The sequence below is a fragment of the Klebsiella sp. GW_Kp182 genome, assembly GCF_040062275.1.
Taxonomy (GTDB): domain Bacteria; phylum Pseudomonadota; class Gammaproteobacteria; order Enterobacterales; family Enterobacteriaceae; genus Klebsiella; species Klebsiella michiganensis.
In genome coordinates this window covers 171035-191787 of the sequence record NZ_JBEAFQ010000004.1, presented here as the reverse complement: position 1 = coordinate 191787, position 20753 = coordinate 171035, and the positions used below count along the sequence as shown (strand labels likewise).

Annotated in this window: 18 protein-coding genes and 1 pseudogene; 6 read left to right on the top strand and 13 right to left on the bottom strand. The window is 57.5% G+C overall.

Annotated features, from left to right (window positions below; translation table 11 throughout):
- Nucleotides 1-38: 38 nt before the first annotated feature.
- Nucleotides 39-1409, bottom strand: coding sequence for a GH1 family beta-glucosidase (locus ABLU88_RS06470; RefSeq protein WP_348836233.1), 1371 nt, complete (start codon nt 1407-1409; stop codon nt 39-41).
- A 103-nt stretch (nt 1410-1512) separates the two neighbouring features.
- On the bottom strand, nt 1513-1662 hold the full coding sequence (gene blr, locus ABLU88_RS06465; RefSeq protein ID WP_014229585.1) for a division septum protein Blr: 150 nt from the start codon (nt 1660-1662) through the stop codon (nt 1513-1515).
- A gap of 187 nt (nt 1663-1849) precedes the next feature.
- On the opposite strand from blr, the gene ABLU88_RS06460 reads away from it, so the two are divergent.
- Nucleotides 1850-2890: an oxidoreductase gene (locus ABLU88_RS06460; RefSeq protein WP_014838658.1), complete on the top strand. Its 1041-nt coding sequence runs from the start codon at nt 1850-1852 to the stop codon at nt 2888-2890.
- A gap of 69 nt (nt 2891-2959) precedes the next feature.
- On the opposite strand, the gene add is transcribed toward ABLU88_RS06460, so the two are convergent.
- Nucleotides 2960-3961 carry an adenosine deaminase gene (gene add, locus ABLU88_RS06455; protein WP_348836232.1) on the bottom strand — a complete coding sequence of 334 codons (1002 nt, stop codon included), beginning with the start codon at nt 3959-3961 and terminating at the stop codon, nt 2960-2962.
- 272 nt (nt 3962-4233) lie between these two features.
- On the opposite strand from add, the gene metQ reads away from it, so the two are divergent.
- On the top strand, nt 4234-5049 hold the full coding sequence (gene metQ / locus ABLU88_RS06450) for a methionine ABC transporter substrate-binding lipoprotein MetQ (protein WP_348836231.1): 816 nt from the start codon (nt 4234-4236) through the stop codon (nt 5047-5049).
- 86 nt (nt 5050-5135) lie between these two features.
- Here the strand turns inward: metQ and yedF are convergent, their stop codons facing one another.
- The 5 genes from yedF to malX all read right to left on the bottom strand — a co-directional run bounded on the left by yedF (nt 5136) and on the right by malX (nt 9965).
- On the bottom strand, nt 5136-5369 hold the full coding sequence (gene yedF, locus ABLU88_RS06445) for a sulfurtransferase-like selenium metabolism protein YedF (protein WP_004102619.1): 234 nt from the start codon (nt 5367-5369) through the stop codon (nt 5136-5138).
- Nucleotides 5366-6577 carry a selenium metabolism membrane protein YedE/FdhT gene (gene yedE / locus ABLU88_RS06440; protein ID WP_160740466.1) on the bottom strand — a complete coding sequence of 404 codons (1212 nt, stop codon included), beginning with the start codon at nt 6575-6577 and terminating at the stop codon, nt 5366-5368. Before yedE ends, yedF begins: the two co-directional genes overlap by 4 nt.
- Nucleotides 6578-6766: 189 nt before the next feature.
- A complete protein-coding gene (ydfZ, locus tag ABLU88_RS06435) occupies nt 6767-6970 on the bottom strand; it encodes a putative selenium delivery protein YdfZ (protein WP_004851411.1) in 204 nt (67 codons plus the stop codon).
- Between the two features lie 182 nt (nt 6971-7152).
- Nucleotides 7153-8325, bottom strand: a complete 1173-nt coding sequence (locus ABLU88_RS06430) for a MalY/PatB family protein (RefSeq protein ID WP_348836239.1) — start codon at nt 8323-8325, stop codon at nt 7153-7155.
- A gap of 47 nt (nt 8326-8372) precedes the next feature.
- Nucleotides 8373-9965, bottom strand: coding sequence for a maltose/glucose-specific PTS transporter subunit IIBC (malX, locus tag ABLU88_RS06425; protein WP_049071483.1), 1593 nt, complete (start codon nt 9963-9965; stop codon nt 8373-8375).
- A gap of 174 nt (nt 9966-10139) precedes the next feature.
- On the opposite strand from malX, the gene ABLU88_RS06420 reads away from it, so the two are divergent.
- Nucleotides 10140-11168, top strand: coding sequence for a Mal regulon transcriptional regulator MalI (locus tag ABLU88_RS06420; protein ID WP_348836230.1), 1029 nt, complete (start codon nt 10140-10142; stop codon nt 11166-11168).
- Between the two features lie 25 nt (nt 11169-11193).
- Here ABLU88_RS06420 and ABLU88_RS06415 read toward each other — a convergent pair whose 3' ends face one another.
- Nucleotides 11194-12756: a YdgA family protein gene (locus ABLU88_RS06415; protein WP_014838654.1), complete on the bottom strand. Its 1563-nt coding sequence runs from the start codon at nt 12754-12756 to the stop codon at nt 11194-11196.
- Nucleotides 12757-12854: 98 nt separating this feature from the next.
- Complete coding sequence (manA, locus tag ABLU88_RS06410) at nt 12855-14033, bottom strand: mannose-6-phosphate isomerase (protein WP_025105820.1); 1179 nt, start codon at nt 14031-14033, stop codon at nt 12855-12857.
- A 197-nt stretch (nt 14034-14230) separates the two neighbouring features.
- Here manA and fumA point away from each other — a divergent pair, with 197 nt between their 5' ends.
- Nucleotides 14231-15877: a class I fumarate hydratase FumA gene (gene fumA, locus ABLU88_RS06405; RefSeq protein WP_014229578.1), complete on the top strand. Its 1647-nt coding sequence runs from the start codon at nt 14231-14233 to the stop codon at nt 15875-15877.
- A gap of 143 nt (nt 15878-16020) precedes the next feature.
- Nucleotides 16021-17421, top strand: a complete 1401-nt coding sequence (gene fumC, locus ABLU88_RS06400) for a class II fumarate hydratase (protein ID WP_025105818.1) — start codon at nt 16021-16023, stop codon at nt 17419-17421.
- Here fumC and tus read toward each other — a convergent pair.
- The 3 genes and pseudogenes from tus to ABLU88_RS06385 form a co-directional block, all read right to left on the bottom strand.
- Nucleotides 17411-18343: a DNA replication terminus site-binding protein gene (gene tus / locus ABLU88_RS06395; RefSeq protein WP_014229577.1), complete on the bottom strand. Its 933-nt coding sequence runs from the start codon at nt 18341-18343 to the stop codon at nt 17411-17413. The two genes, fumC and tus, sit on opposite strands and share 11 nt — an antisense overlap.
- A gap of 74 nt (nt 18344-18417) precedes the next feature.
- Nucleotides 18418-19719 carry a two-component system sensor histidine kinase RstB gene (gene rstB / locus ABLU88_RS06390; RefSeq protein ID WP_014229576.1) on the bottom strand — a complete coding sequence of 434 codons (1302 nt, stop codon included), beginning with the start codon at nt 19717-19719 and terminating at the stop codon, nt 18418-18420.
- A 109-nt stretch (nt 19720-19828) separates the two neighbouring features.
- A pseudogene (locus ABLU88_RS06385) lies at nt 19829-19906 on the bottom strand (hypothetical protein); the annotation flags it as partial.
- Nucleotides 19907-20037: 131 nt separating this feature from the next.
- Between ABLU88_RS06385 and ABLU88_RS06380 the strand changes: the two are divergent.
- Nucleotides 20038-20727 carry a VIT family protein gene (locus ABLU88_RS06380; RefSeq protein ID WP_348836229.1) on the top strand — a complete coding sequence of 230 codons (690 nt, stop codon included), beginning with the start codon at nt 20038-20040 and terminating at the stop codon, nt 20725-20727.
- The last annotated feature ends 26 nt before the right edge of the window (nt 20728-20753 follow it).

Genomic DNA, 20753 nt, shown 5'->3' with positions numbered 1-20753 from the left:
AACTGAATCAGGCGCCGGAAGGCGCCTGGGAGAGAAGATTAACGCTGTTCGCCTCGGCTGGCAATAACGTTTTGGTACCAGAAAAAACTCTTTTTCCGTTTACGCGCCAGATTTTGCTGGTGATCGACATAAACGAATCCGTATTGTTTTTTATAACCGTTCAGCCAGCTCAAAAGATCAATAAAGGACCAGGGGTAGTAGCCGCGCACGTCGGCGCCCTGTTCCAGCGCTTTTTCCAGCGCGGTAATATGGCTACTGAGATAGTCAATCCGCGGGTCGTCGACGATTTCGCCATTGATAATCGGGTCTATTGCCCCCAGGCCGTTTTCGGTGATGTAGATCGGAATATCACCGTAGCGCGCTTTAATCATCATGATCCCGTCGGTTAAGCCCTGAGGCCAAATTTCCCAGCCCCATTCGGTATAGGTGCTTTGCGGGTTGCGCACGAAGTAGAAGAGCCCATCCACGCCCGGCTCGCCGCCGGTCGGTACTTCTGGAGGCTGCGCCGACACGGTTTCACGGCGATAGTAGTTCAGGCCGATAAAGTCACAGCGGTTGTCACGCAGCAGCGCGTCGTCTCCCGGTTCAAAGACCGGAACCCCCCACAGCGCCCGGGTCTGCTGCAGTAGCTCTGCGGGATAGCCGCCTTTTAATACCGGATCGTAGAGCCAGTGGGTATGGATGGCGTCCGCCATCTCTGTCGCCCGTTTATCTTCCTCACTGTCGGTTAATGCGGTGTGCGGCTGCAGCACGTTGACAAACCCTATCTCCCCCGCCACGCCCATTTCACGAAACGCTTTCACGGCCAGCGCATGGGCGATAAATACGTGGTGGCAGGCCTGAATGGCGCGCGCCGGATCGCGCACCGCAGGAGGATGGAGGCCGTTAATGTAACCGTGGCCGATAAAGACGATAGTCTCGTTAAAGGTTGCCCACAGTTTGACCCGGGAGCCAAAACGTTGATAGCACAGACGAGCGTACTCAGCGAAGGCTTCCGCGGTACTACGCGCCTCCCAGCCTCCTTCATCCTGCAGCGCCTGGGGAAGATCCCAGTGGTACAGGGTAATCATCGGTTCAATGTTATGCGCCAGCAGTTCGTCAATCAGGTCGCTGTAGAATTGGACGCCAGCCTCGTTCACTTCACCGCGGCCGCCAGGCAGCAGGCGGGGCCAGGAAATAGAAAAGCGATAGCTTTGCAAACCCATTTCCGCCATCAGCGCTACGTCTTCGCGAAAACGATGGTAGTGGTCAACGGCGACGTCACCGGTCGTCCCCTGATAGGTGGTGCCCGGAAGGTGGGAATAAATATCCCAGATAGAAGGGCCTTTGCCGTCGGCATCGTGACCGCCTTCAACCTGCCAGGCCGCGGTCGCGGCGCCCCATAAAAAGTATTGCGGGAATTTGGACATGAAGAAACTCCTTATCGATTGATAAAGAGAGTGTAATAAAGGCGTATGCAACTATGCAACCGGTTTCAGAAACCGGTTGCATAGTTGCGAAGCGGGTCACTGTTTATTTCGACAGCGGCTTCGTCTGAACAGCATCAACGGCAGGCGGGGACTGGTAGTTATCAATATGATGAGCGATAACTAAAAGCAGGGCCGAAACGCCCAAAACAATCCAGCCAATAAGTTCTACAATACGGTTAAAAACGTTTTCCATAACTCTACGGCAAATGGTGAAACCAGACTGAAATGGTACTCAACGACTGAAGTAACGCAAGTGTTACATGATCTTAGCTGCACAAATGGCGTAAAGCTGAGCAACCGTGCAGGGGCAAACGCGTCGAAGATGCGTTCAGAATCGCGGTGTTAGTGCGGCTGCGACATTTCGTTAAGGGGGCAGGAAAATGAGTGATCCTATCCGGGTAGGTTTAATCGGGTACGGCTATGCGAGCAAAACCTTTCATGCGCCGCTGGTCAGCGGTACGCCGGGGATGACGCTGGCGGCGGTCTCGAGCAGCGATGAAACGAAAGTGCTGGCCGACTGGCCTGCGGTGAAGGTGGTGACCGCGCCGCAGGCGCTCTTCAGCGACCCCGATATCGATCTGGTGGTGATCCCCACGCCCAATGATACCCATTTCCCGCTGGCGAAAGCCGCGCTGGAAGCGGGCAAGCATGTAGTGGTGGATAAACCGTTTACCGTGACACTGTCACAGGCGCGCGAGCTTGAGGCCATTGCCAAAAGCGAGGGGCGACTGCTGTCCGTGTTCCATAACCGCCGCTGGGACAGCGATTTTCTGACGGTGAAGTCGCTGATTAACGAAGGCCTGTTAGGTGAAGTCGGCTATTTTGAGTCGCATTTCGACCGCTATCGACCGCAGGTACGGCAACGCTGGCGCGAGCAAGGTGGGCCGGGCAGCGGCATCTGGTACGATCTTGCCCCGCATCTGCTGGACCAGGTGGTAAATCTCTTCGGTCTGCCGGTGAGTATGCAGGTCGACCTGGCTCAGCTACGGCCAGGCTCCCAGTCCACAGACTATTTTCATGCGGTGTTGGCCTGGCCGCAGCGTCGCGTGGTGCTGCACGGAACCCTGGTGGCCGCGGCGGAAACGGCGCGCTTTATCATCCACGGTTCGCGGGGAAGCTATGTGAAATACGGCCTTGATCCGCAGGAAGAACGGTTGAAAAGCGGCGAGCGCCTGCCTCAGGAGGATTGGGGGTACGATATGCGCGACGGGCTGCTGACGCGCGCCGAAGGCGAGGAAATCACCGAGGAGTCGTGGCTGACGCTACCGGGCAACTATCCGGCCTATTACGCCGCCATTCGCGATGCGCTTAACGGCATCGGCGTTAACCCGGTTCCGGCAAGCCAGGCGATTCAGATTATGGAACTGATTGAGCTTGGGCTGGAGTCGGCCAGGCATCGGGCGACGCTGTGCCTGAATTAGGCCGACCTGACGAAACGCGCTGGCCAGGCGCTGATTGAGCTTCCCCCGTGCTGGCACGGGGGAGAAACATCAAGCCTGCTGCACGCGCTGGATCAGCGCCGCTTTTTCCCGGGCACTTAAAAAGGCGAGCTCCAGACCGTTTCTCTGCGCCTGGCGAATTTGCTCGCGGCTTAAACCGGCAGCCGGGGCGGCGACGGTGTATTCGTGGATAATATCGACGCCCTGAACGGCGGGGTCGTCGGTATTGATGCAGGCCAGTACGCCGTGTTCAAGGAATGTTTTCAGCGGATGCTCGGCCAGGGATGGCACGGTGCTGGTCTGAATATTAGAGGTCAGGCAGGACTCAATCCCGATTCGCTGCGCGGCGAGATAATCCATCAGCGCCGGATCCTGCACCGCCTTTACGCCGTGGCCGATACGCTCGGCGCCCAGTTCGCGAATCGCCTGCCAGATGCTTTCCGGGCCAGCGGCTTCGCCCGCATGTACGGTGATGCGCCAGCCCGCATCGCGCGCGCGGCTGAAGTGATCCATAAACAGATTTCCCGGGAAGCCGAGCTCATCCCCGGCGAGGTCGAGGGCGGTGATGCCATCGCGATGGGCGAGCAGGGCCGCAAGCTCCTCTTCGCAGGCCGCTTCGCCAAAGGTGCGGCTCAGAATGCCGATCAGGCGGGCCTCAACGTTAAAGTCGCGGCTGCCTTCTTTAACGCCGGCGATCACCGCTTCGACCACGCCCGCGACCGGCAGCTGGTGGGTCATCGCCATATAGCGCGGAGAGAAACGCAGTTCAACGTAGTGCAGGCCGTTGCGTGCGGCATCTTCGAGGTTTTCATAAGCGACGCGGCGGCAGGCTTCCAGCGAGGCCAGCACCTTTACGCCCCAGTCAAGCTTAGCGAGGAAGCTGACCAGGTCAGGCTCATTGCTGGTGACCTGTACATGAGGACGTAATGTGTCGAGGGTATCTGCCGGAAGGGCGAGGTTGTACTGGCGGCCAAGATCGAGAATGGTTTGGGCCCGGATATTACCATCAAGGTGGCGATGGATGTCGGTTAATGGCAAAGTTAAATCAATCATGGTCGCACTCTTTTTTTAGTTAAAGTGCGCGTCATTGTACATCAGAACGATAAATGGTTAAAAGCGGAGAAAATTACCGAACAATACAAGGAAAAATGGTGAGGGAAGGGAAGATTGCCCTCTTAAAGGGAGCAATGACGAAATCGCTCATAGCAAAACGCTATTAATCATAGACAATCAGTATTTAATTTCGCGCCCGAAATTTTCTATAGTCTCAGGCGCTGGTTTTCCTGCAATGAATGGCAGGCAATTTTAAAAAGGACTCTGGGAATATGATCTTCACGTTAAAAAAAATCGCGGTACCGCTGGTTGTCGCAGGCTCGCTGCTGCTGGCCGCCTGCAAACCTGGCGAGCAGGACCCCAACCACATCAAAGTGGGCATAAGCGCAGGCGTTGACCAGGAAGTCTGGGCGGTGGCGCAAAAAGTGGCGAAAGAGAAGTACAATCTCGACGTTGAGGTGGTGACGTTTAATGATTTCGTCCTGCCCAACGAGGCGCTGAATAACGGCGATCTTGATGCTAACGCTTTCCAGCATAAGCCCTATCTGGACAAACAGATCCAGGAGCGCGGCTATAAGCTGGTTCAGGTTGGCACCACGTTCGTTTATCCGATAGCGGCCTATTCGAAGAAAATCACGTCGGTCGCTCAGCTGCCCGATGGCGCGCAGGTGGCGGTCCCCAACGATCCAACTAACCTCGGCCGCTCTCTGCTACTGCTACAAAAGCAGGGGCTGATTACGCTGAAGGACGGCGTAGGTCTGCTGCCCACCTCGCTGGATATTATCAACAACCCGAAAAAGCTGAAAATCGTCGAAATTGAAGCGCCGCAGCTCACACGCGCGCTGGACGACCAGCAGATAACCATGGCGATTATCAATACCACCTTCTCAAGCCAGGTCGGGCTGTCGCCGTCGCGCAACGGCCTGTTCGTGGAAAGCAAAGATTCCCCTTACGTGAATATTTTCGCCAGTCGTATCGAAAATAAAGACAGCGAAAAGGTGAAAAATCTGGTGAAGGCCTACCAGAGCGATGAGGTAGCCGCGGCAGCAGAGCAGCTTTACAAAGGCGATGCGGTTAAGGGCTGGTAATCATTGACGTTTTCAGGCCCGTGACGCGCGGGCTAGCGCATGTGATGCGGAAGACAGCCGGTAGCCCACTACCGGCTTTTTTCTGGCTATTTTTGAATCAAATAGCGGATGGTTGGCCCATCCTGCTGAATGTCGAGCACGGTGTAGCCGTGGTTTTTGGCATCCAGCGGGATGTTGTTAATCGACTGCGGACAGTCGCTGACCACTTCCAGAATCTCGCCTTTCTTCAGCGAAGGCATGGCTTCGAGCGTGGCGATGGCCGGATAGGGGCAGGGTTCGCCAACCATATCGAGGCGATAATCGGGGACCAGAGTTTTCATGCGCTTTCCTTAACGGTCGAGGGGGCGAGAGACTGGCGGCGGAAAAACCGTTTTTCCCAGCCAATCACCAGAACCAGCGCGATCAGCAGCAGGAGATAGGTCACCAGCAGGCCGCCGAATGGCCCGAAGGTCGCCAGCAGGTTGATTTTATCCCAGCTTGTGGCCAGCGCCGGAGAGAGTCCGTCCCAGTAGTAGGCGAGGATCGTTGAACCGATAACGTTGCCCAGCCCGACCCACCAGTAGTGCACCTGACCTTCCACCGCGCGGTACATCCAGCCGGTTTCGCAGCCGCCCGCCAGGACGATGCCAAAGCCAAACAGCAGGCCGCCGATAACCGCGTTGGGCCCCGCCCACATGATTTTCGGCTCCATACCCAGCTGCACGTAGCTGAAGATCCCAATAGCGCTGGCGGCCATGCCGAAAATAATCGCCTTCGCCATATTGGTACGTCCGGTGATCCACATATCGCGAAAGGCGGAGGTGAAGCAGATCTGCGCCCGTTCGATGAGCAGGCCAAATCCGACGCCAAACAGCAGCGCCAGGCCGAGCTTCGGCCGATCGGCCGCGGTGAGCAGGCCCCAGGCGATCATGGCGAAAAAGACCACCATGCCGAGACGGAACCGGCGCCGCGCCTGGTCAGGTTTTTGCGTCAGCGGCGAGGCCTGGGACACTTTCTGCATTTTTACCGGAATACGGAAGATGGGCAGTAAGGTAAAGCGCGCGCCGAACCAGGTTCCGATAGCGGTAGCGATGGCAAAGAACCAGGCGTGCAGAGAAAACTGTGGGATACCGGTAAAAAAGGCGGCCAGATTGCAGCCCATCGCCAGACGGGCGCCGAAACCGGCGATGATTCCCCCGGCGACGGCCTGCAGAATGCGGATCCGGCTGCGGGGGAAGCGCAGCTTGACGTTATTCGCCCACAGCGCGGCGGCGAAACAGCCGCCAAACATGCCGATGATCATCATGCCGTCGATACGGGTGAGCGGGGTGCCCTCGAGATGAATGAGTTTATAGTAGCCCCACTCTTCGCTGTGCACGCCGACGAGCTGCAGCAATTGCCCACCCCAGCGGGTGAATTCGCCGGTGACGGCCCAGAAGGTGCCGGTAATGCCGAAGTAGTAGGTTGAGAGAATACCCGCGGCGATAACGGCGGGGACGGGCGACCAGAATTTAATCAGCCACGCCTGTTTGAACTGTTGCCATGTCATGAAGATGCCTCTGAACTCAGAAGGTATATTACCCGTAGCGGGTAGAAGAGGGGCGATAATACGCTGCTTATTAATGTAAAACGCTCGATGGGATCAAATTGAACGATAAAGAGAATATCAAAGGCCACGCTTGGGTGGCCTTTTACGCCTGCGGATCCGCGGTCAGATATTAGATGACGGATATTGCGATTAATTAAAGCCCAGGCGAATAAGGTTTAGCGGGCAATATAACCCCTGATGTCCGTCTATTTCCACGCAGTCCGCCCGGCGGAGCTGCTCCGCCGTTTTACCCTCGGCGTGGATGGCTTTGATGACGCCCGTCGCGCCGCTGTCGGCCACCATAACCATGCTGCCGGTAGCGATAGCGTTACGGTTACGATCGTAGGTGTTCATATTTTTCCTCCTGGTGAATATTTTGACGGGAATTAAAAACGGCATTTAAATACACCTTTGTGAAATAGCGTTTTTTGAGTCTCGTCAAAATATCGTTTTATTGTGCCGGGAGGACGGATGAGTGAGCGGAGAGTCAGCGGTAGCGGACAGGCCGCTACCGCGTTGGCGGCCAGCGAAAACAGTTAGCGCAGCGAGCCCAGGGCGGCAATTAATCCCTGCACGCCTTTTTCCAGCTTTTCACGTGGGCAGCCGGCATTCAGGCGGACAAAACCCTTACCCTCATCGCCGTAGGTCTCCCCTGGCATAATGGCGACCTTCTGTTCCTCAATAAGTGCTTTTTGCAGGGCGCGGTCGTCCACCGCCAGCGGGCGCAGGTCAATCCACGCCAGGTAAGTCGCCTGCGGCGGCTGCCAGTTTAGCTCGGGAAACGCCTGATTCAGTTCGCGCGCGATGTAGCGCATATTCTCCTGCAGATAGCCGCGCAGGGCATCCAGCCAGGCGGCGCCCTCGCGATAGGCGGCGATATGCGCCACCAGCGCCGGTACGGAAGGGGAAGAGAGGCCATCGCGGGCCTTAAGCGCGTGCAAATAGCTTTCGCGCGCCGCGGGATCGTCAATCAGCCCGTATGCGCCGGTAAACGCCGGAATGTTGAAGCTTTTCGATCCGGAGGTGAACAATGCCCAGGGGCTGCGCGCCACCTCGCACCACGGGGTGTGCTGGTGTTCGTCCCACACCATGTCCATGTGGATCTCGTCGCTAATCACCTTTACGCCGTGCTTCTCGCACAGCCGCGCCATGGTTTCCAGCTCTTCGCGGGTCCATACCTTGCCGGTGGGGTTATGCGGACTGCACAGCAGCAGCACGGTATTACGCGGCTGAGCCAGTACCCGTTCCAGCTGCGCCATATCGCAGCGCCACTGATGGTTGTCGAGGGAGAGCGGAACCGCCGCGACGCGCCGCTGGTTGCCTTCAATGGTTTTATAAAAGGCATCGTAGGCCGGAGTGTGTACCACAATACCGTCACCCGCTGCCGACCACTGACGAATCATCTCCGCCACCATATAGATAACCGACGGCCCGTAAACAATTGCTTCGCGGTCGATTGGGCTATGAAAACGGCTGGCGAACCAGTGGCTCACCGCGCCGAGGAATTCATCGTTTTTCCAGCGGCTGTAGCCAAAAACGCCGTGGGCCAGGCGTTTGCTAACGGCATCGATGATGCAGGGGGCGGTGGCGAAATCCATGTCGGAGATCGTAAAGGGCAGCAGGTCGGCCGCGCCAAAACGGTCGGCGACGTAATCCCACTGGGTGCACCAGGTGCCGTGACGGTCGACCGGCGTTGAAAAATCAAACATCTGCACTTCCTTCATCATGTCCCCCTCCTGTACGGAGGGGGCGGAGCCTATGCCTCGACGGTATTCATCAGGACAGCCATTTCATCTTTCACCGACTGCACCTGCGGGCCAATCACCACCTGCAGGTTGTGCTGGTTAAGCTGCACCACGCCGATGGCGCGATTCGCTTTCAGCGCGGCGCTGTCGACTTTGCTCATATCGTTAACCGACAGACGCAGGCGGGTAATGCAGTTATCGAGCGAAACGATATTTTCCGCGCCGCCGAGCGCCGCCAGAATCGCCGGAACGTTATAGCCTGATTTTCCGGTCACGCCGGTGACGGCCTTTTCGAAAGCGCTATTGGTTTCAATATCGCGTCCCGGGGTTTTCAGGTTAAAGCGGGTGATAGCGAAACGGAAGATACCGTAGTAAACCGCAAACCAGATGGCCGCGACTACCGGTACCAGATACCACTTGGTTGACAGACCGTGCAGAATGCCGAACACCACAAAGTCGATAACGTTGCCGTCGGTGTTGCCGATAGTCACCCCCAGAATGGCCATTATGGTAAAGCCCAGTCCGGTGAGGAGCGCGTGGATAACGTACAGCACCGGGGCGACGAACAGGAATAAAAATTCCAGCGGCTCGGTCGTGCCGCCTACCACGCAGGCGATAACGCCGGAAATCAGCAGCCCCTTAATTTTATGGCGGTTTTCCGGGCGAGCGCAGTGGTACATCGCCAGCGCCGCTCCCGGCAGGCCGCCGAGGAAGGCCGGCATTTTGCCTTGCGAGAGGAAACGGGTCGCGCTTTCGGAGAAGCCGTGGGTGGTTGGGCAACTGAGCTGGGCCTGGAAAATCGTCAGCGCGCCGCTGACGCTATGGCCGCAAACGTCCATGGTTCCCCCCGCCTCGGTAAAGCGGATCAGCGCCACCAGAATATGGTGCAGGCCGAAAGGCAGCAGCAGGCGCTCTCCGGTACCGAAAATCATCGGTCCGAAATCTCCCGCGCTATTGATGACGTGGCCGAGGGCATTGATCCCCATGGCGAAGACGGGCCAGATCAGCGGAATGACCAGACCGACCAGGCCGAGAACCACGGTTGTGATAATCGGTACAAAGCGGGTGCCGCCAAAAAAGGCCAGCGCGTCGGGCAGGCGGATATTGTGAAAACGCTCATGCAGCATCCAGACGATGATCCCGGCGATCACCGCGCCGAGGATCCCGGTGTCGATCGATTGAATGCCGATAATATTCTGGATGTTGTTCGCTTTGAGGACGGCGGCATCGGTGGTCGGCAGAATGCCTTTGGCCGTCAGCCAGAAGTTAACCGCCAGATTCATCACGGCATAGCCGACAAAACCGGCAAACGCGGCGACGCCTTTGTTTTCCCGGGCCAGTCCTAGCGGAATAGCGATACAGAACATCACCGGCAAAAAGCTGAAGGCGAAGGAGCCGACTTTGCCCATCCAGATGAATACGGCCTGCAGCAGCGGCACGTCCAGCCACGGCAGGAGCGTCAGGACATCATGGCTGCTCAGAGAGCTGCCGATCCCCAGCATGATCCCGCAAAAGGAGAGCAACGCCACGGGTAACATGAAGGTTTTCCCTAACTGCTGGAAAAACTCCCATAGGGTAATTTTGGTTGCTGTTTTCGCCGTCATAACACGAATCCTGGTTCTTTAAGTTATCGGTAGGATGTAACGCCACGGAAAGATAAAACGTTTTACCAAATTTTAGTGCGATAAAAATCACATATTCCGGCGATAATAACGTTTATAAAGAGAGTATCTTGATAAAACGTTTTATCGACAGCCAAAGGGAGTCGGCCTGCAGTTATGGCTATCGCGAAAAAAATCACCATTAATGATGTCGCCCAGGCGGCGGGCGTGTCGGTCAGTACGGTATCGCTGGTGCTGAGCGGCAAAGGGCGTATTTCGTCGGCCACCGGCGAGCGCGTCAATCATGCCATTGAACAGCTGGGCTTCGTGCGCAACCGCCAGGCGGCGTCGCTGCGCGGCGGCCAGAGCGGCGTTATTGGCCTGATCGTCAGCGACTTATCGAAGCCTTTCTACGCGGAGATGACCGCCGGATTGACCGACGCGCTTGAGTCGCAGGGCAGAATGGTGTTTCTCACCCTGGGGGGGCACAGCGGTGAAAAAATGCTCCAGCGTTTTGATACCCTGGTGGCGCAAGGGGTCGACGGCGTGGTGATTGCCGGGGCGATCGACCAGGGAGCGGAGCTGCGCGATCGCGCGGCGCAAGCTGGAATGCCGCTGGTGTTTGCTTCCCGCGCCAGCTATCTCGACGATGTCGACCTGATCCGCCCGGATAATATGCAGGCGGCGCAGATTGTCACCGAGCACCTGATCCGCCGCGGCCATCAGCGCATTGCCTGGCTGGGAGGGCAGAGCTCGTCCCTGACGCGCGCCGAACGGGTAGGCGGCTACTGCGCCACCCTGCTGAAGTATGGCCTGCCGTTTCATAGCGAGTGGGTGTTGGAGTGCGAGTCGAGCCAGAAGCAGGCGGCAGAGGCGATGGCGGCGCTGCTGCGGCAAAACCCAACGATTAGCGCGGTGCTGTGCTACAACAGCGTGATTGCCACCGGGGCGTGGTTTGGGCTGATGCGCGCCGGGCGCCAGAGCGGCGAAGCTGGCGTCGAAAGCTATTTTGAACAGCGGGTCGCGCTGGCGGCTTTTGCGGAGTTACCCGAGGAGGCGCTGGACGATCTGCCGCTGACCTGGGTGACGACGCCCGCCCGGGAGCTGGGACAAAGCCTCGCGGAGTGTATTTTACGGCGTATGGAAGAGGGACAGGGCGCGGCGAGAAACCAGATTATTTCTCCCCGGCTGATTACCCGAAAATAGCCCCTGGGCAGGGGCTATGTGCCGTTTATTGCTGCGGCGCGGCGGGTGGCACCACGTCTTGCGGCGCGTCATCTTGCGGCTGAGTTTCCTGCGGCGCTGCGGGTTCAGAGACGGCGGGAAGCGCTAAACCGAACATTCCGGCAAACTCATCCAGCGGCATTTTCTGTCCGTTCAGCGTAACCTGGCCGTCAGCGTACTGCAGACTTGAGGTAATGGCGTTATCTTCCATGGTGGTGATGCGGAACATCTGCCCCATCGCCGCCAGGCCTTTCACCTGCTGATCCGCAAGCTTAGCGGCGTCGGCGGGCTGATAGCCTTCCAGCCCGGCAATCTGGGTCATAAACGCCGTCGCCATATCCACCGGGATCACCAGTTTGCCGTCGAGCGATTTAACGCTACGATCCACTTCATCCGCCAGCGTCTGCGGCGGGGTGGTGGTCAGCGACGGGTCTTTGAGCAGAATCGAAAGATTCAGGGTGGTTTCCCCCTTCGCATTGCGCCAGCTCAGCGGCGAAATGGTCAGAGACGGGCTGCCTTTCAGCATCATCGGCAGCGCGCTAAAGAAGGTTTGCGTTAACGCCTGCTGATAGAGCTCAGGATTCTGCGCCAGCTGCGGATCCGCCATCAGCGCCTGCGCTTCAGCGTTGTATTTTTGGCTGAACTGATGGAAGGCTTCGCCATCGATATTGTCCAGCTTCAGCGTCAGCCGGCCGCTACCGATATCCTGATTTTGCAGCTTGAGGCTGTTGACCGTGTAGTCCAGCTGGCTGTTAATACCTTTACCGTCGGCAGTCAGCGACGAATTGCCGTCAATTTTCATCCCTTCGAACAGCGCCAGCTCTTTGCCTTCAACGCCAATCGCCAGCTTGTCCAGCGAGATAGCCTGTTTACCGATACGCTCGTTGAAGCTGGCCATTTCGGTAGAGCCGTCGGTTTTCAGGTTATTAAAGGTGAGCTGAACTTTCTGGTTGTACTCGTTAACCGCGTTAATCTGCCCGCTACCGGCTTCGCCGCTCAGGCTGAGGGTTTTTCCTTCGCGGTCAGCGTCCAGCTGGAACTGTCCGCCGCTGAAGGTCACCTTCTCATCGCCTTTCGCGTAATCAAGCGGGTTGAGCACAATAGCGGATGTGTTGTCGCCGCTATAAGCGATACGGGTATCAATGGTGAACGGCGTTTCGCCTTTAGCGATGTCGAACAGCGCCTTGCTGGCGTCGTTATTGGTCAGGGTGGTTTTGACGGACGCCATCGCCGGGGCGAGGTTAAAGGATTTGAGCGAAGCCAGCGGGAAAGGGCCGTGATCGACGACTTCATCAAACACCAGCGACTGTCCGGCGGCAAGCCAGCGGGGCGCTTTGCCGGCAGCAGGCTTCAGCACCAGCTGTAAATGGCTGCGGAACAGTCCGCGCTGATAGCCCTGATACGTCAGCTCCACGCCAGCCTGCGGCGCGCTGCTTTGCAGCTGAGCATTAGCCTGCTGCACCATGTCGGCAATGCGGCTTTCCAGCTGCTTCCCCGTATACCACGCGCCGCCCGTCCAGACGACGCCCAGCGCAATGATAACTCCTGCTGCGACCAGCGATTTTTTCATAGCATTTGTCCATAAATGAAACCAGGCGGATCGGGCCGCCTGGTTGTGTTGTCATGATGGGTGAAAGTCTAGCAACTGTGGCTAAAAAGTTCAGTAACTTACTGGAGCTTATTAAACACGCGCGCCACGCGGCCGCGGCCGCTAACCTGCACCGGTGATTCATTACAGCCGATAAACGCGGATTCACCCGGCTTCAGCGTCAGGCGCTGTTCGCCTTTGGCAATCGTCGCCTCACCCTCGACGCAGAACAGGATCGCCGCGCTCTGCTGGGCGATGGTTGACGCCTGCGCTGACAGGTCGTGCAGCGAGAAGGCAAAATCGTCAACCGGGATGGGGAAGTCCAGCTCCGCGCCGTGAATTACCGGCTGGGTCAGCAGTTGGCCCGCGGGTTTTGGCTCAAATTTGACGTTCGCCACCAGTTCCGGAATATCGATATATTTCGGCGTCAGGCCCGCGCGAAGCACGTTGTCAGAGTTGGCCATCACTTCCAGCGCCACGCCCTGCAGGTAGGCGTGCGGGGTTTCCGCAAACAGGAACATCGCCTCGCCGGGATTCAGTTTGACCACGTTGAGCAGCAGCGGAGAGAAGAGGCCGCTATCGTCCGGGTAGAACTCGGCGATCAGGCGGATAGTCTGCCAGGGCTCACCCTGCTCGCTGTCCAGCGCCGCCTGCAGCGCCCGTAAGGCGTGCGCTTTTTCATCGCCTTTCATATTCAGCAGGCTGGCGAACAGTTGGCTCAGATGCCCGGCATCAGGCTGCGCAAGGAACTGGGCAATCGCCGGATGCGCATCGGCAACCGGCTGCAGCAGGGTGACGATTTCGGCAAACTCGCGGAAGGCGTTCATGGCGAGGAACGGCGTTAAGGCGAAAACCAGCTCCGGCTTGTGGTTCGGATCTTTATAGTTACGTTCGGCGGCATCAAGCGGGATCCCGGCAGCGTTCTCTTTGGCAAAACCGATTTCCGAGGCCTGCTTGTTGGGGTGGACCTGGATAGAGAGCGGCTGCGCGGCGCACAGAACTTTGAACAGGAACGGCAGTTCGCCAAAACGCTCGGCGACTTTCGCGCCAAGCAGGGTTGCTTTATCGCTTTCGATCGCGTCGCGCAGAGAGCGCGGCGCCCCGCTATTATCCACAATCTGCGAGCTGCTCTTGGGATGGGCGCCCATCCACAGCTCCGCCATCGGCAGGTTGTCCGGGTTAGCAATCCCATAAAGTTCGGTTAAGGCGGTATGGCTTCCCCAGGCGTAGTTTTGCACTGAGTTAATGAGCTTTTGCATTCTCAATCCCTGTTTCCACTTAATAGTCATGGCACTATTAAACCAGCAATCGACCGATAAGCAACCGGCGCGAAGAAAAAGTCGTCCTTGTCTCAGTTTTTGTTAAAAAATTGTGTAAAATCGATCGACTCGCTTTTCCACGGGCAAATGGAGTGTCTGCCTGAAATATAATCAGCTAAGCAGTAAGTGAGAGCACAATGTCGAATAAACCGTTTGTATATCAGGATCCTTTTCCACTGAAAAAGGACGATACCGAGTACTACCTCCTCAGCAGCGATTACGTCTCCGTCGCCGAATTCGCCGGCCAGGAAGTTCTGAAAGTTGAACCTCAGGCGCTAACTTTACTGGCACAACACGCTTTCCACGACGCCTCCTTTATGCTTCGCCCGGCGCACCAGCAGCAGGTGGCCGATATTCTCAACGACCCGGAAGCCAGCGAAAACGATAAGTACGTGGCGCTGCAGTTTCTGCGCAACTCGGATATCGCCGCCAAAGGCGTGCTGCCGACCTGCCAGGATACCGGTACCGCGATTATTACCGGCAAAAAAGGCCAGCGCGTGTGGACCGGCGGCGGCGATGAAGCCGCGCTGGCGCAGGGCGTTTATAACACCTATATCCAGGATAACCTGCGCTATTCGCAGAACGCGCCGCTGGATATGTATAAAGAGGTCAACACCGGCACTAACCTGCCTGCGCAGATCGATCTTTACGCCACCGACGGCGAGGAGTACAAATTCCTCTGCATCGCCAAAGGCGGCGGCTCGGCGAATAAAACCTACCTGTACCAGGAAACCAAAGCGTTAATTACCCCGGCGAAGCTGAAAAACTATCTCGTCGAAAAGATGCGCACTCTGGGAACCGCCGCCTGCCCGCCGTACCATATTGCTTTCGTCATTGGCGGCACCTCGGCGGAGTCCACCCTGAAAACCGTTAAGCTGGCCTCAACCAAGTACTACGACGGCCTGCCGACCGAAGGCAACGAACACGGTCAGGCCTTCCGCGATATTCAGCTGGAACAGGAACTGCTGGTGGAGGCGCAAAACCTCGGTCTCGGCGCGCAGTTCGGCGGCAAATACTTCGCCCACGATATCCGCGTCGTGCGCCTGCCGCGCCACGGCGCCTCCTGCCCCGTGGGTATGGGCGTCTCCTGCTCGGCGGATCGCAATATCAAAGCCAAGATCAATCGCCAGGGGATCTGGATTGAGAAACTGGAGAGCAATCCGGGCAAATATATTCCCGAGCATCTTCGTCAGGCCGGCGAGGGCGAGGCGGTCAAGGTCAACCTCAACCAGCCGATGAGCGATATTCTGGCGCTGCTGTCGCAGTACCCGGTGTCGACCCGCCTGTCGCTGAGCGGGACGATTATCGTGGCCCGCGATATCGCCCACGCAAAGCTGAAAGAGCTCATCGACAGCGGTGAGGCGTTGCCGCAGTACGTCAAAGACCACCCGATCTACTACGCGGGCCCGGCGAAAACGCCGGACGGCTACGCGTCCGGCTCCCTTGGCCCGACTACCGCTGGCCGCATGGACTCCTACGTCGACCTGCTGCAGGCGCACGGGGCGAGTAAAATCATGTTAGCCAAAGGCAACCGCAGCCAGCAGGTGACCGACGCCTGTCATAAACACGGCGGTTTCTACCTCGGCAGCATCGGCGGCCCGGCGGCGGTACTGGCGCAGCAGAGTATCCGCAGCCTCGAGTGCGTGGCGTACCCGGAGCTGGGTATGGAAGCCATCTGGAAAATTGAAGTCGAAGACTTCCCGGCGTTTATCCTCGTGGATGACAAAGGCAACGACTTCTTCCAGCAAATCCAGAGCTCGCAGTGCGCCCGCTGCGTGAAATGATTTCAGCCGCCCTTCGGGGCGGTTTTTTTTATGCCGCTTAGCGGCACGAACCACCAAAACAACTTATAAATCTGACCCATACTTTACCCTTTGAGCAGGTGAGCTTTGTCGCTATTACGCACGTTGAATCCAAGGAGAAAGTCATGACAACGCATCGCAGTGAAAAAGACTCAATGGGCGCCATCGATGTGCCTGCCGACAAGCTATGGGGCGCGCAAACCCAGCGCTCGCTGGAGCATTTTCGTATTTCGACGGAAAAAATGCCGGCCGAGCTTATTTATGCGCTGGCGCTGACCAAGCGCGCAGCGGCGAAGGTGAATAACGATCTCGGCCTTCTGGCCGCGGAGAAAGCGCAAGCGATTATTCAGGCCGCGGACGAAGTGCTGGCAGGCAAACATCCGGACGAGTTTCCGCTGGCTATCTGGCAAACCGGCTCCGGCACGCAAAGCAACATGAATATGAATGAGGTACTGGCCAATCGCGCGAGTGAACTGCTGGGCGGGGCGCGCGGGATGGAGCGTAAGATTCACCCCAACGATGATGTCAACAAGAGCCAGAGCTCTAACGACGTGTTCCCGACGGCGATGCACGTGGCGGCGATGATTGCCCTGCGGGAGAAGCTGATCCCGCAGCTCAACGTGCTGAAGCAGACCCTGAACAATAAAGCCGTTGCCTTCAGCGATATTGTCAAAATCGGCCGCACCCATCTGCAGGATGCGACGCCGCTGACCCTCGGTCAGGAGATCTCCGGCTGGGTAGCCATGCTGGAGCACAATTTAAAACATCTCGACCATAGCCTGCCGCATCTGGCCGAGCTGGCGCTGGGCGGGACGGCGGTGGGAACCGGGCTCAATACCCATCCGGAATATGCGGTACGCGTCGCCGCCGAGCTGGCGGCCTTAAGCGGCCAGCCGTTTGTCACCGCGCCGAACAAGTTTGAAGCGCTGGCGACCGTTGATGCGCTGGTGCACGCGCACGGGGCGCTGAAAGGGCTGGCCGCTTCGCTGATGAAAATTGCCAACGATGTGCGCTGGCTGGCCTCCGGCCCGCGCTGTGGGATTGGCGAAATTGCGATCCCGGAAAATGAACCGGGTTCGTCGATTATGCCTGGCAAGGTGAACCCGACCCAGTGCGAAGCCCTGACCATGCTGTGCTGTCAGGTGATGGGCAACGATGTCGCGGTGAATATCGGCGGCGCATCGGGCAACTTTGAGCTCAACGTCTATCGCCCGATGGTGATCCACAACTTCCTGCAATCGGTGCGGCTGCTGGCTGACGGGATGGCGAGCTTTAACGAGCACTGCGCGGAAGGCATTGAGCCGAACCGTGAACGCATCAGCCAGTTGCTGAATGAGTCGCTGATGCTGGTAACCGCGCTGAATACCCATATCGGCTATGACAAAGCGGCGGAAATTGCCAAAAAGGCCCATAAAGAGGGGTTAACCCTGAAAGCGTCGGCGCTGGCGCTCGGCTACCTTACGGAAGCCGAGTTTGACCGCTGGGTGCGCCCGGAAGAGATGGTGGGCAGTATGTCTACTCGCTAGCCAGCCACAGGTGCAGCCGCGGAATCAGTAGCCTGAGCGACTGCGCCTGCGGTTTGTAGCGATACTGCACGTTATCGGCGTCATAGTTCAGGAGTTCACCGAGGTCCGGCACGCTGACGCCCTTGGTGCCGGATATCAGCGCAATCATCGGTCCCGGACAGGCGTATTGCACCTGTTTTTGTTCCCCGCTGTACCAGACCCTGGCGATGGGCTGCACCTTCACCGGCCGCTTTATTTTCAGCTTTGCCCGCTGCGGCAGGGCGGCAATATCCTGATACTCTCGCTCCAGCTTGCTTTGCCACTGCTCGCGGGTCCACGGCGGAACCGCCCGGGGCGACTGAAGGCTTTTTTCCAGCTGCATGAGTACCCGATCGCGGGTGAGATTTTTAATCACGTGCTTATTGGCCCAGCCGAAGCGGATGGTGCTCGGATCGAGGAGGGGAGTTAGCGTGCGATAGGCGCTCAGCGTAATCAGCCCCGGCAGGTGGCGATGGACCCACTCAAACCGCGCGGCGGCAGGCAGGCCGGAATCCACGGTGATAATCTTCTCGAAGCGCGCTTTGAGGGCGTTGATATGGGTGATTTTGTCTAAGAGTTCAGCCTGTTCGCGGGCGTCAGTTTGCAGACAAATCGCGCCGGGTAAACGCACGGCGGCTTTGCTGCTGCGGGTTTCCGACTGCTGCTGGATAAACAGATGACTATAGTGCCTGAGCGCCATCTCCAGCGCGGTTTTGCCGGTGTGCTGAACCACGTTGATGCTCTCCAGCGGCTGGTGTTCTGCGTCTTTACTCACCGGCGGCAGCTCAAAGACGCGGGCGGCCAGCAGGCGGCACTGGCTCAGGGCGTGTTTTAACGCCTGTAGTTCATGCTCGAGCTGGCGAAAGGTGTCGTTCAGACGTTCAACAAGGTCATAGCTGGCCATATTCCCCACCTTAGTTACAACATACTTAGCGATTTTTTAACTATAGCAGGCCTCAGCTTTTGCGCAAAGGCGTATCAGGCGGAGGTAAAATCCGGCAACTGATGATAGACCGGCCAGCTAAAGCAAAAACAGGCCCCGCCCAGCGAACTCGCTTCGCAATGCACTTCCCCGGCCATTGCCTGGGCGATGCTGTGGACGATAGCTAAACCGAGGCCACAGCCGCCGGTCGCGCGATCGCGGCTCGGGTCGAGGCGTACGAAAGGCTCGAACACTCGCTCACGTTCATCAGGCGCAATTCCGGGGCCATCATCTTCGACCCGCAGCGTCGCGCGCGAAGCCTGCAGCGTCAGGCTGATCTGAATACGCTGGTTACTGTAGCGCAGGGCATTATTCACCAGATTATCCAGCACCCGTTCCATTAAGCGCATATCCAGCGCGCCGTAACTCCCGGCCACGACGTCGGTTAGCGCAATCTCGCGCTGGGGATTAACCGTCTGAATATCTTCCACGTGATCGCGGATCCACGCCGGGAAATTGGGGGTCGTCAGCTTCAGTTCGTTCTGCGGGCGGTCAAGCCGCGCGTAGGTCAGAAGTTCTTCAATCAGCGCCTCCAACTGCCCGATATCGCGGTTCAACGCCTGCGATTCGGCTTCGGTGAGGTTCTCACTCATTTCCAGGCGATAGCGCAGGCGCACCAGCGGGGTCCGCAGTTCATGGGCGATGCCATCGATCAGCTGTTTTTTGCTGGCGATAAGCGCGTTGATGTTATCGGCCATCTGATTAAACGCCACCCCCAGCCGCGCGAAGCTGGACATGCTGTCGAAATGAATGCGTTCAGTAAGATGTCCGTCGCCGAAGCGCTGGGCGGCGGTCTCAATACGCAGCATCTCCTGCCAGTGAGGACGCATCCAGATAAAGACCGGAAAGGCCAGCGAGATGGCGATAAAAGCCATCAGGGCCAGATCGAGCAGGCGCATCTCATGCAAAAAATAGAGATACGGCACCGGACCGACGGAGAGCACGTAGTGGCTGCGCGGGATCCGCTGGATAAAGGTGTACTGATCGTCGAGGGCGACGATATCCCCGGCGCGCAGATGCTGCATCGAGTTTTCCGAGAGCTTGAATTTGCTGATGGGCTCGATATGCAGATCGAAAGAGAGATTGAGGTCCAGCTCTTTGAGCGTTTTGCTCCAGTCGCGCGGCGGGATCTCCCGCAGCTCGCTGCGCATCAGATACAGCGAACTTTTCATCAGGTCGTCCAGCGATTGACGCCCTGCGCGTTCGGCGGTGAATTTGTACACCAGGCCCACCATCATGGTCATGACCAGGAAGCAGACGAACAGCAGGAGGTAAAACTGCACAAACAGCTTTTTCATTAAATCTCACTCAAAATCAAAAGGTTAAATTCCTGCTTTTACCTGCAGGGGCACTGCGGGGGCATTTATCCAGGCGCAATCTACGTGAAAAACCCTTGTTGCGTTTTATGCCCATTTGATTTGCTATGAAAGCAGGGTTCGCTGCGGCTGACAACATCCAGCACGCATAAGTATGATGGTGTGGGTTGAAGCCAAATCAGAGAAGAATGTAATGTACCGCGGTCGGCGCCGATGTGCGAAGCGTTCTCTGTTTTAATCCGTTTTATTCCACCCTCATCCCGCCAGGCTGAACAGGCGTACTTAAAGGAGAATAAAAGCATGCATCTTGAACGACACAGCATTGAACGCGTCGGATGGTTAAGGGCTGCTGTACTCGGGGCTAACGATGGTATTGTTTCGACAGCGAGCCTTGTTCTTGGCGTTGCGTCTGCTAATACGGGCTCTTCCGGGGTTTTACTGGCGGGCATTGCCGGGCTGGTCGCGGGGGCGATGTCGATGGCCGCGGGGGAATATGTTTCCGTCTCATCTCAGGCCGACACGGAAAACGCGGCTCTCGCTCAGGAAAAGAGGGAACTGGAAACAGATTATCAGGGAGAAGTACGCGAGCTGACTTTACTTTATGTGCAACGCGGACTCGAGCCAGAGCTTGCCCAAAAGGTTGCCGAACAACTCATGGTGAAAGATGCTCTGGACACGCATGCCCGCGAGGAGCTGGGACTGACGGATACCAATTCTGCGCGCCCCCTGCAGGCTGCCGTTTTCTCGGCGCTGAGTTTTTCCGCTGGCGCAACGTTGCCTTTAGTCGTTGCATGGCTTTCTCCAGCAACGCTGGTTTTTCTCTTTGTTATTCTCTCCTCCCTTTTTTCACTGGCTGCTCTTGGCTATATATCTTCAATTGTCAGCAGAGCCTCCCCTCTCAGGGCGATCGGCAGAATTACTTCCTGGAGCACCCTGGCGATGTTTTCGTCTATAGGAATAGGTCATCTTGCCGGGCAGGTATTGTTTTAATAGATTGCTTAACTCGCAGAAAAGAG

What these genes read in the sequence shown, in the direction of transcription:
- ABLU88_RS06470 (WP_348836233.1), bottom strand. Translation starts at nt 1,409, where the DNA reads ATGTCCAAATTCCCGCAATACTTTTTATGGGGCGCCGCGACCGCGGCC.
- blr (WP_014229585.1), bottom strand. Translation starts at nt 1,662, where the DNA reads ATGGAAAACGTTTTTAACCGTATTGTAGAACTTATTGGCTGGATTGTT.
- ABLU88_RS06460 (WP_014838658.1), top strand. Translation starts at nt 1,850, where the DNA reads ATGAGTGATCCTATCCGGGTAGGTTTAATCGGGTACGGCTATGCGAGC.
- add (WP_348836232.1), bottom strand. Translation starts at nt 3,961, where the DNA reads ATGATTGATTTAACTTTGCCATTAACCGACATCCATCGCCACCTTGAT.
- metQ (WP_348836231.1), top strand. Translation starts at nt 4,234, where the DNA reads ATGATCTTCACGTTAAAAAAAATCGCGGTACCGCTGGTTGTCGCAGGC.
- yedF (WP_004102619.1), bottom strand. Translation starts at nt 5,369, where the DNA reads ATGAAAACTCTGGTCCCCGATTATCGCCTCGATATGGTTGGCGAACCC.
- yedE (WP_160740466.1), bottom strand. Translation starts at nt 6,577, where the DNA reads ATGACATGGCAACAGTTCAAACAGGCGTGGCTGATTAAATTCTGGTCG.
- ydfZ (WP_004851411.1), bottom strand. Translation starts at nt 6,970, where the DNA reads ATGAACACCTACGATCGTAACCGTAACGCTATCGCTACCGGCAGCATG.
- ABLU88_RS06430 (WP_348836239.1), bottom strand. Translation starts at nt 8,325, where the DNA reads ATGTTTGATTTTTCAACGCCGGTCGACCGTCACGGCACCTGGTGCACC.
- malX (WP_049071483.1), bottom strand. Translation starts at nt 9,965, where the DNA reads ATGACGGCGAAAACAGCAACCAAAATTACCCTATGGGAGTTTTTCCAG.
- ABLU88_RS06420 (WP_348836230.1), top strand. Translation starts at nt 10,140, where the DNA reads ATGGCTATCGCGAAAAAAATCACCATTAATGATGTCGCCCAGGCGGCG.
- ABLU88_RS06415 (WP_014838654.1), bottom strand. Translation starts at nt 12,756, where the DNA reads ATGAAAAAATCGCTGGTCGCAGCAGGAGTTATCATTGCGCTGGGCGTC.
- manA (WP_025105820.1), bottom strand. Translation starts at nt 14,033, where the DNA reads ATGCAAAAGCTCATTAACTCAGTGCAAAACTACGCCTGGGGAAGCCAT.
- fumA (WP_014229578.1), top strand. Translation starts at nt 14,231, where the DNA reads ATGTCGAATAAACCGTTTGTATATCAGGATCCTTTTCCACTGAAAAAG.
- fumC (WP_025105818.1), top strand. Translation starts at nt 16,021, where the DNA reads ATGACAACGCATCGCAGTGAAAAAGACTCAATGGGCGCCATCGATGTG.
- tus (WP_014229577.1), bottom strand. Translation starts at nt 18,343, where the DNA reads ATGGCCAGCTATGACCTTGTTGAACGTCTGAACGACACCTTTCGCCAG.
- rstB (WP_014229576.1), bottom strand. Translation starts at nt 19,719, where the DNA reads ATGAAAAAGCTGTTTGTGCAGTTTTACCTCCTGCTGTTCGTCTGCTTC.
- ABLU88_RS06380 (WP_348836229.1), top strand. Translation starts at nt 20,038, where the DNA reads ATGCATCTTGAACGACACAGCATTGAACGCGTCGGATGGTTAAGGGCT.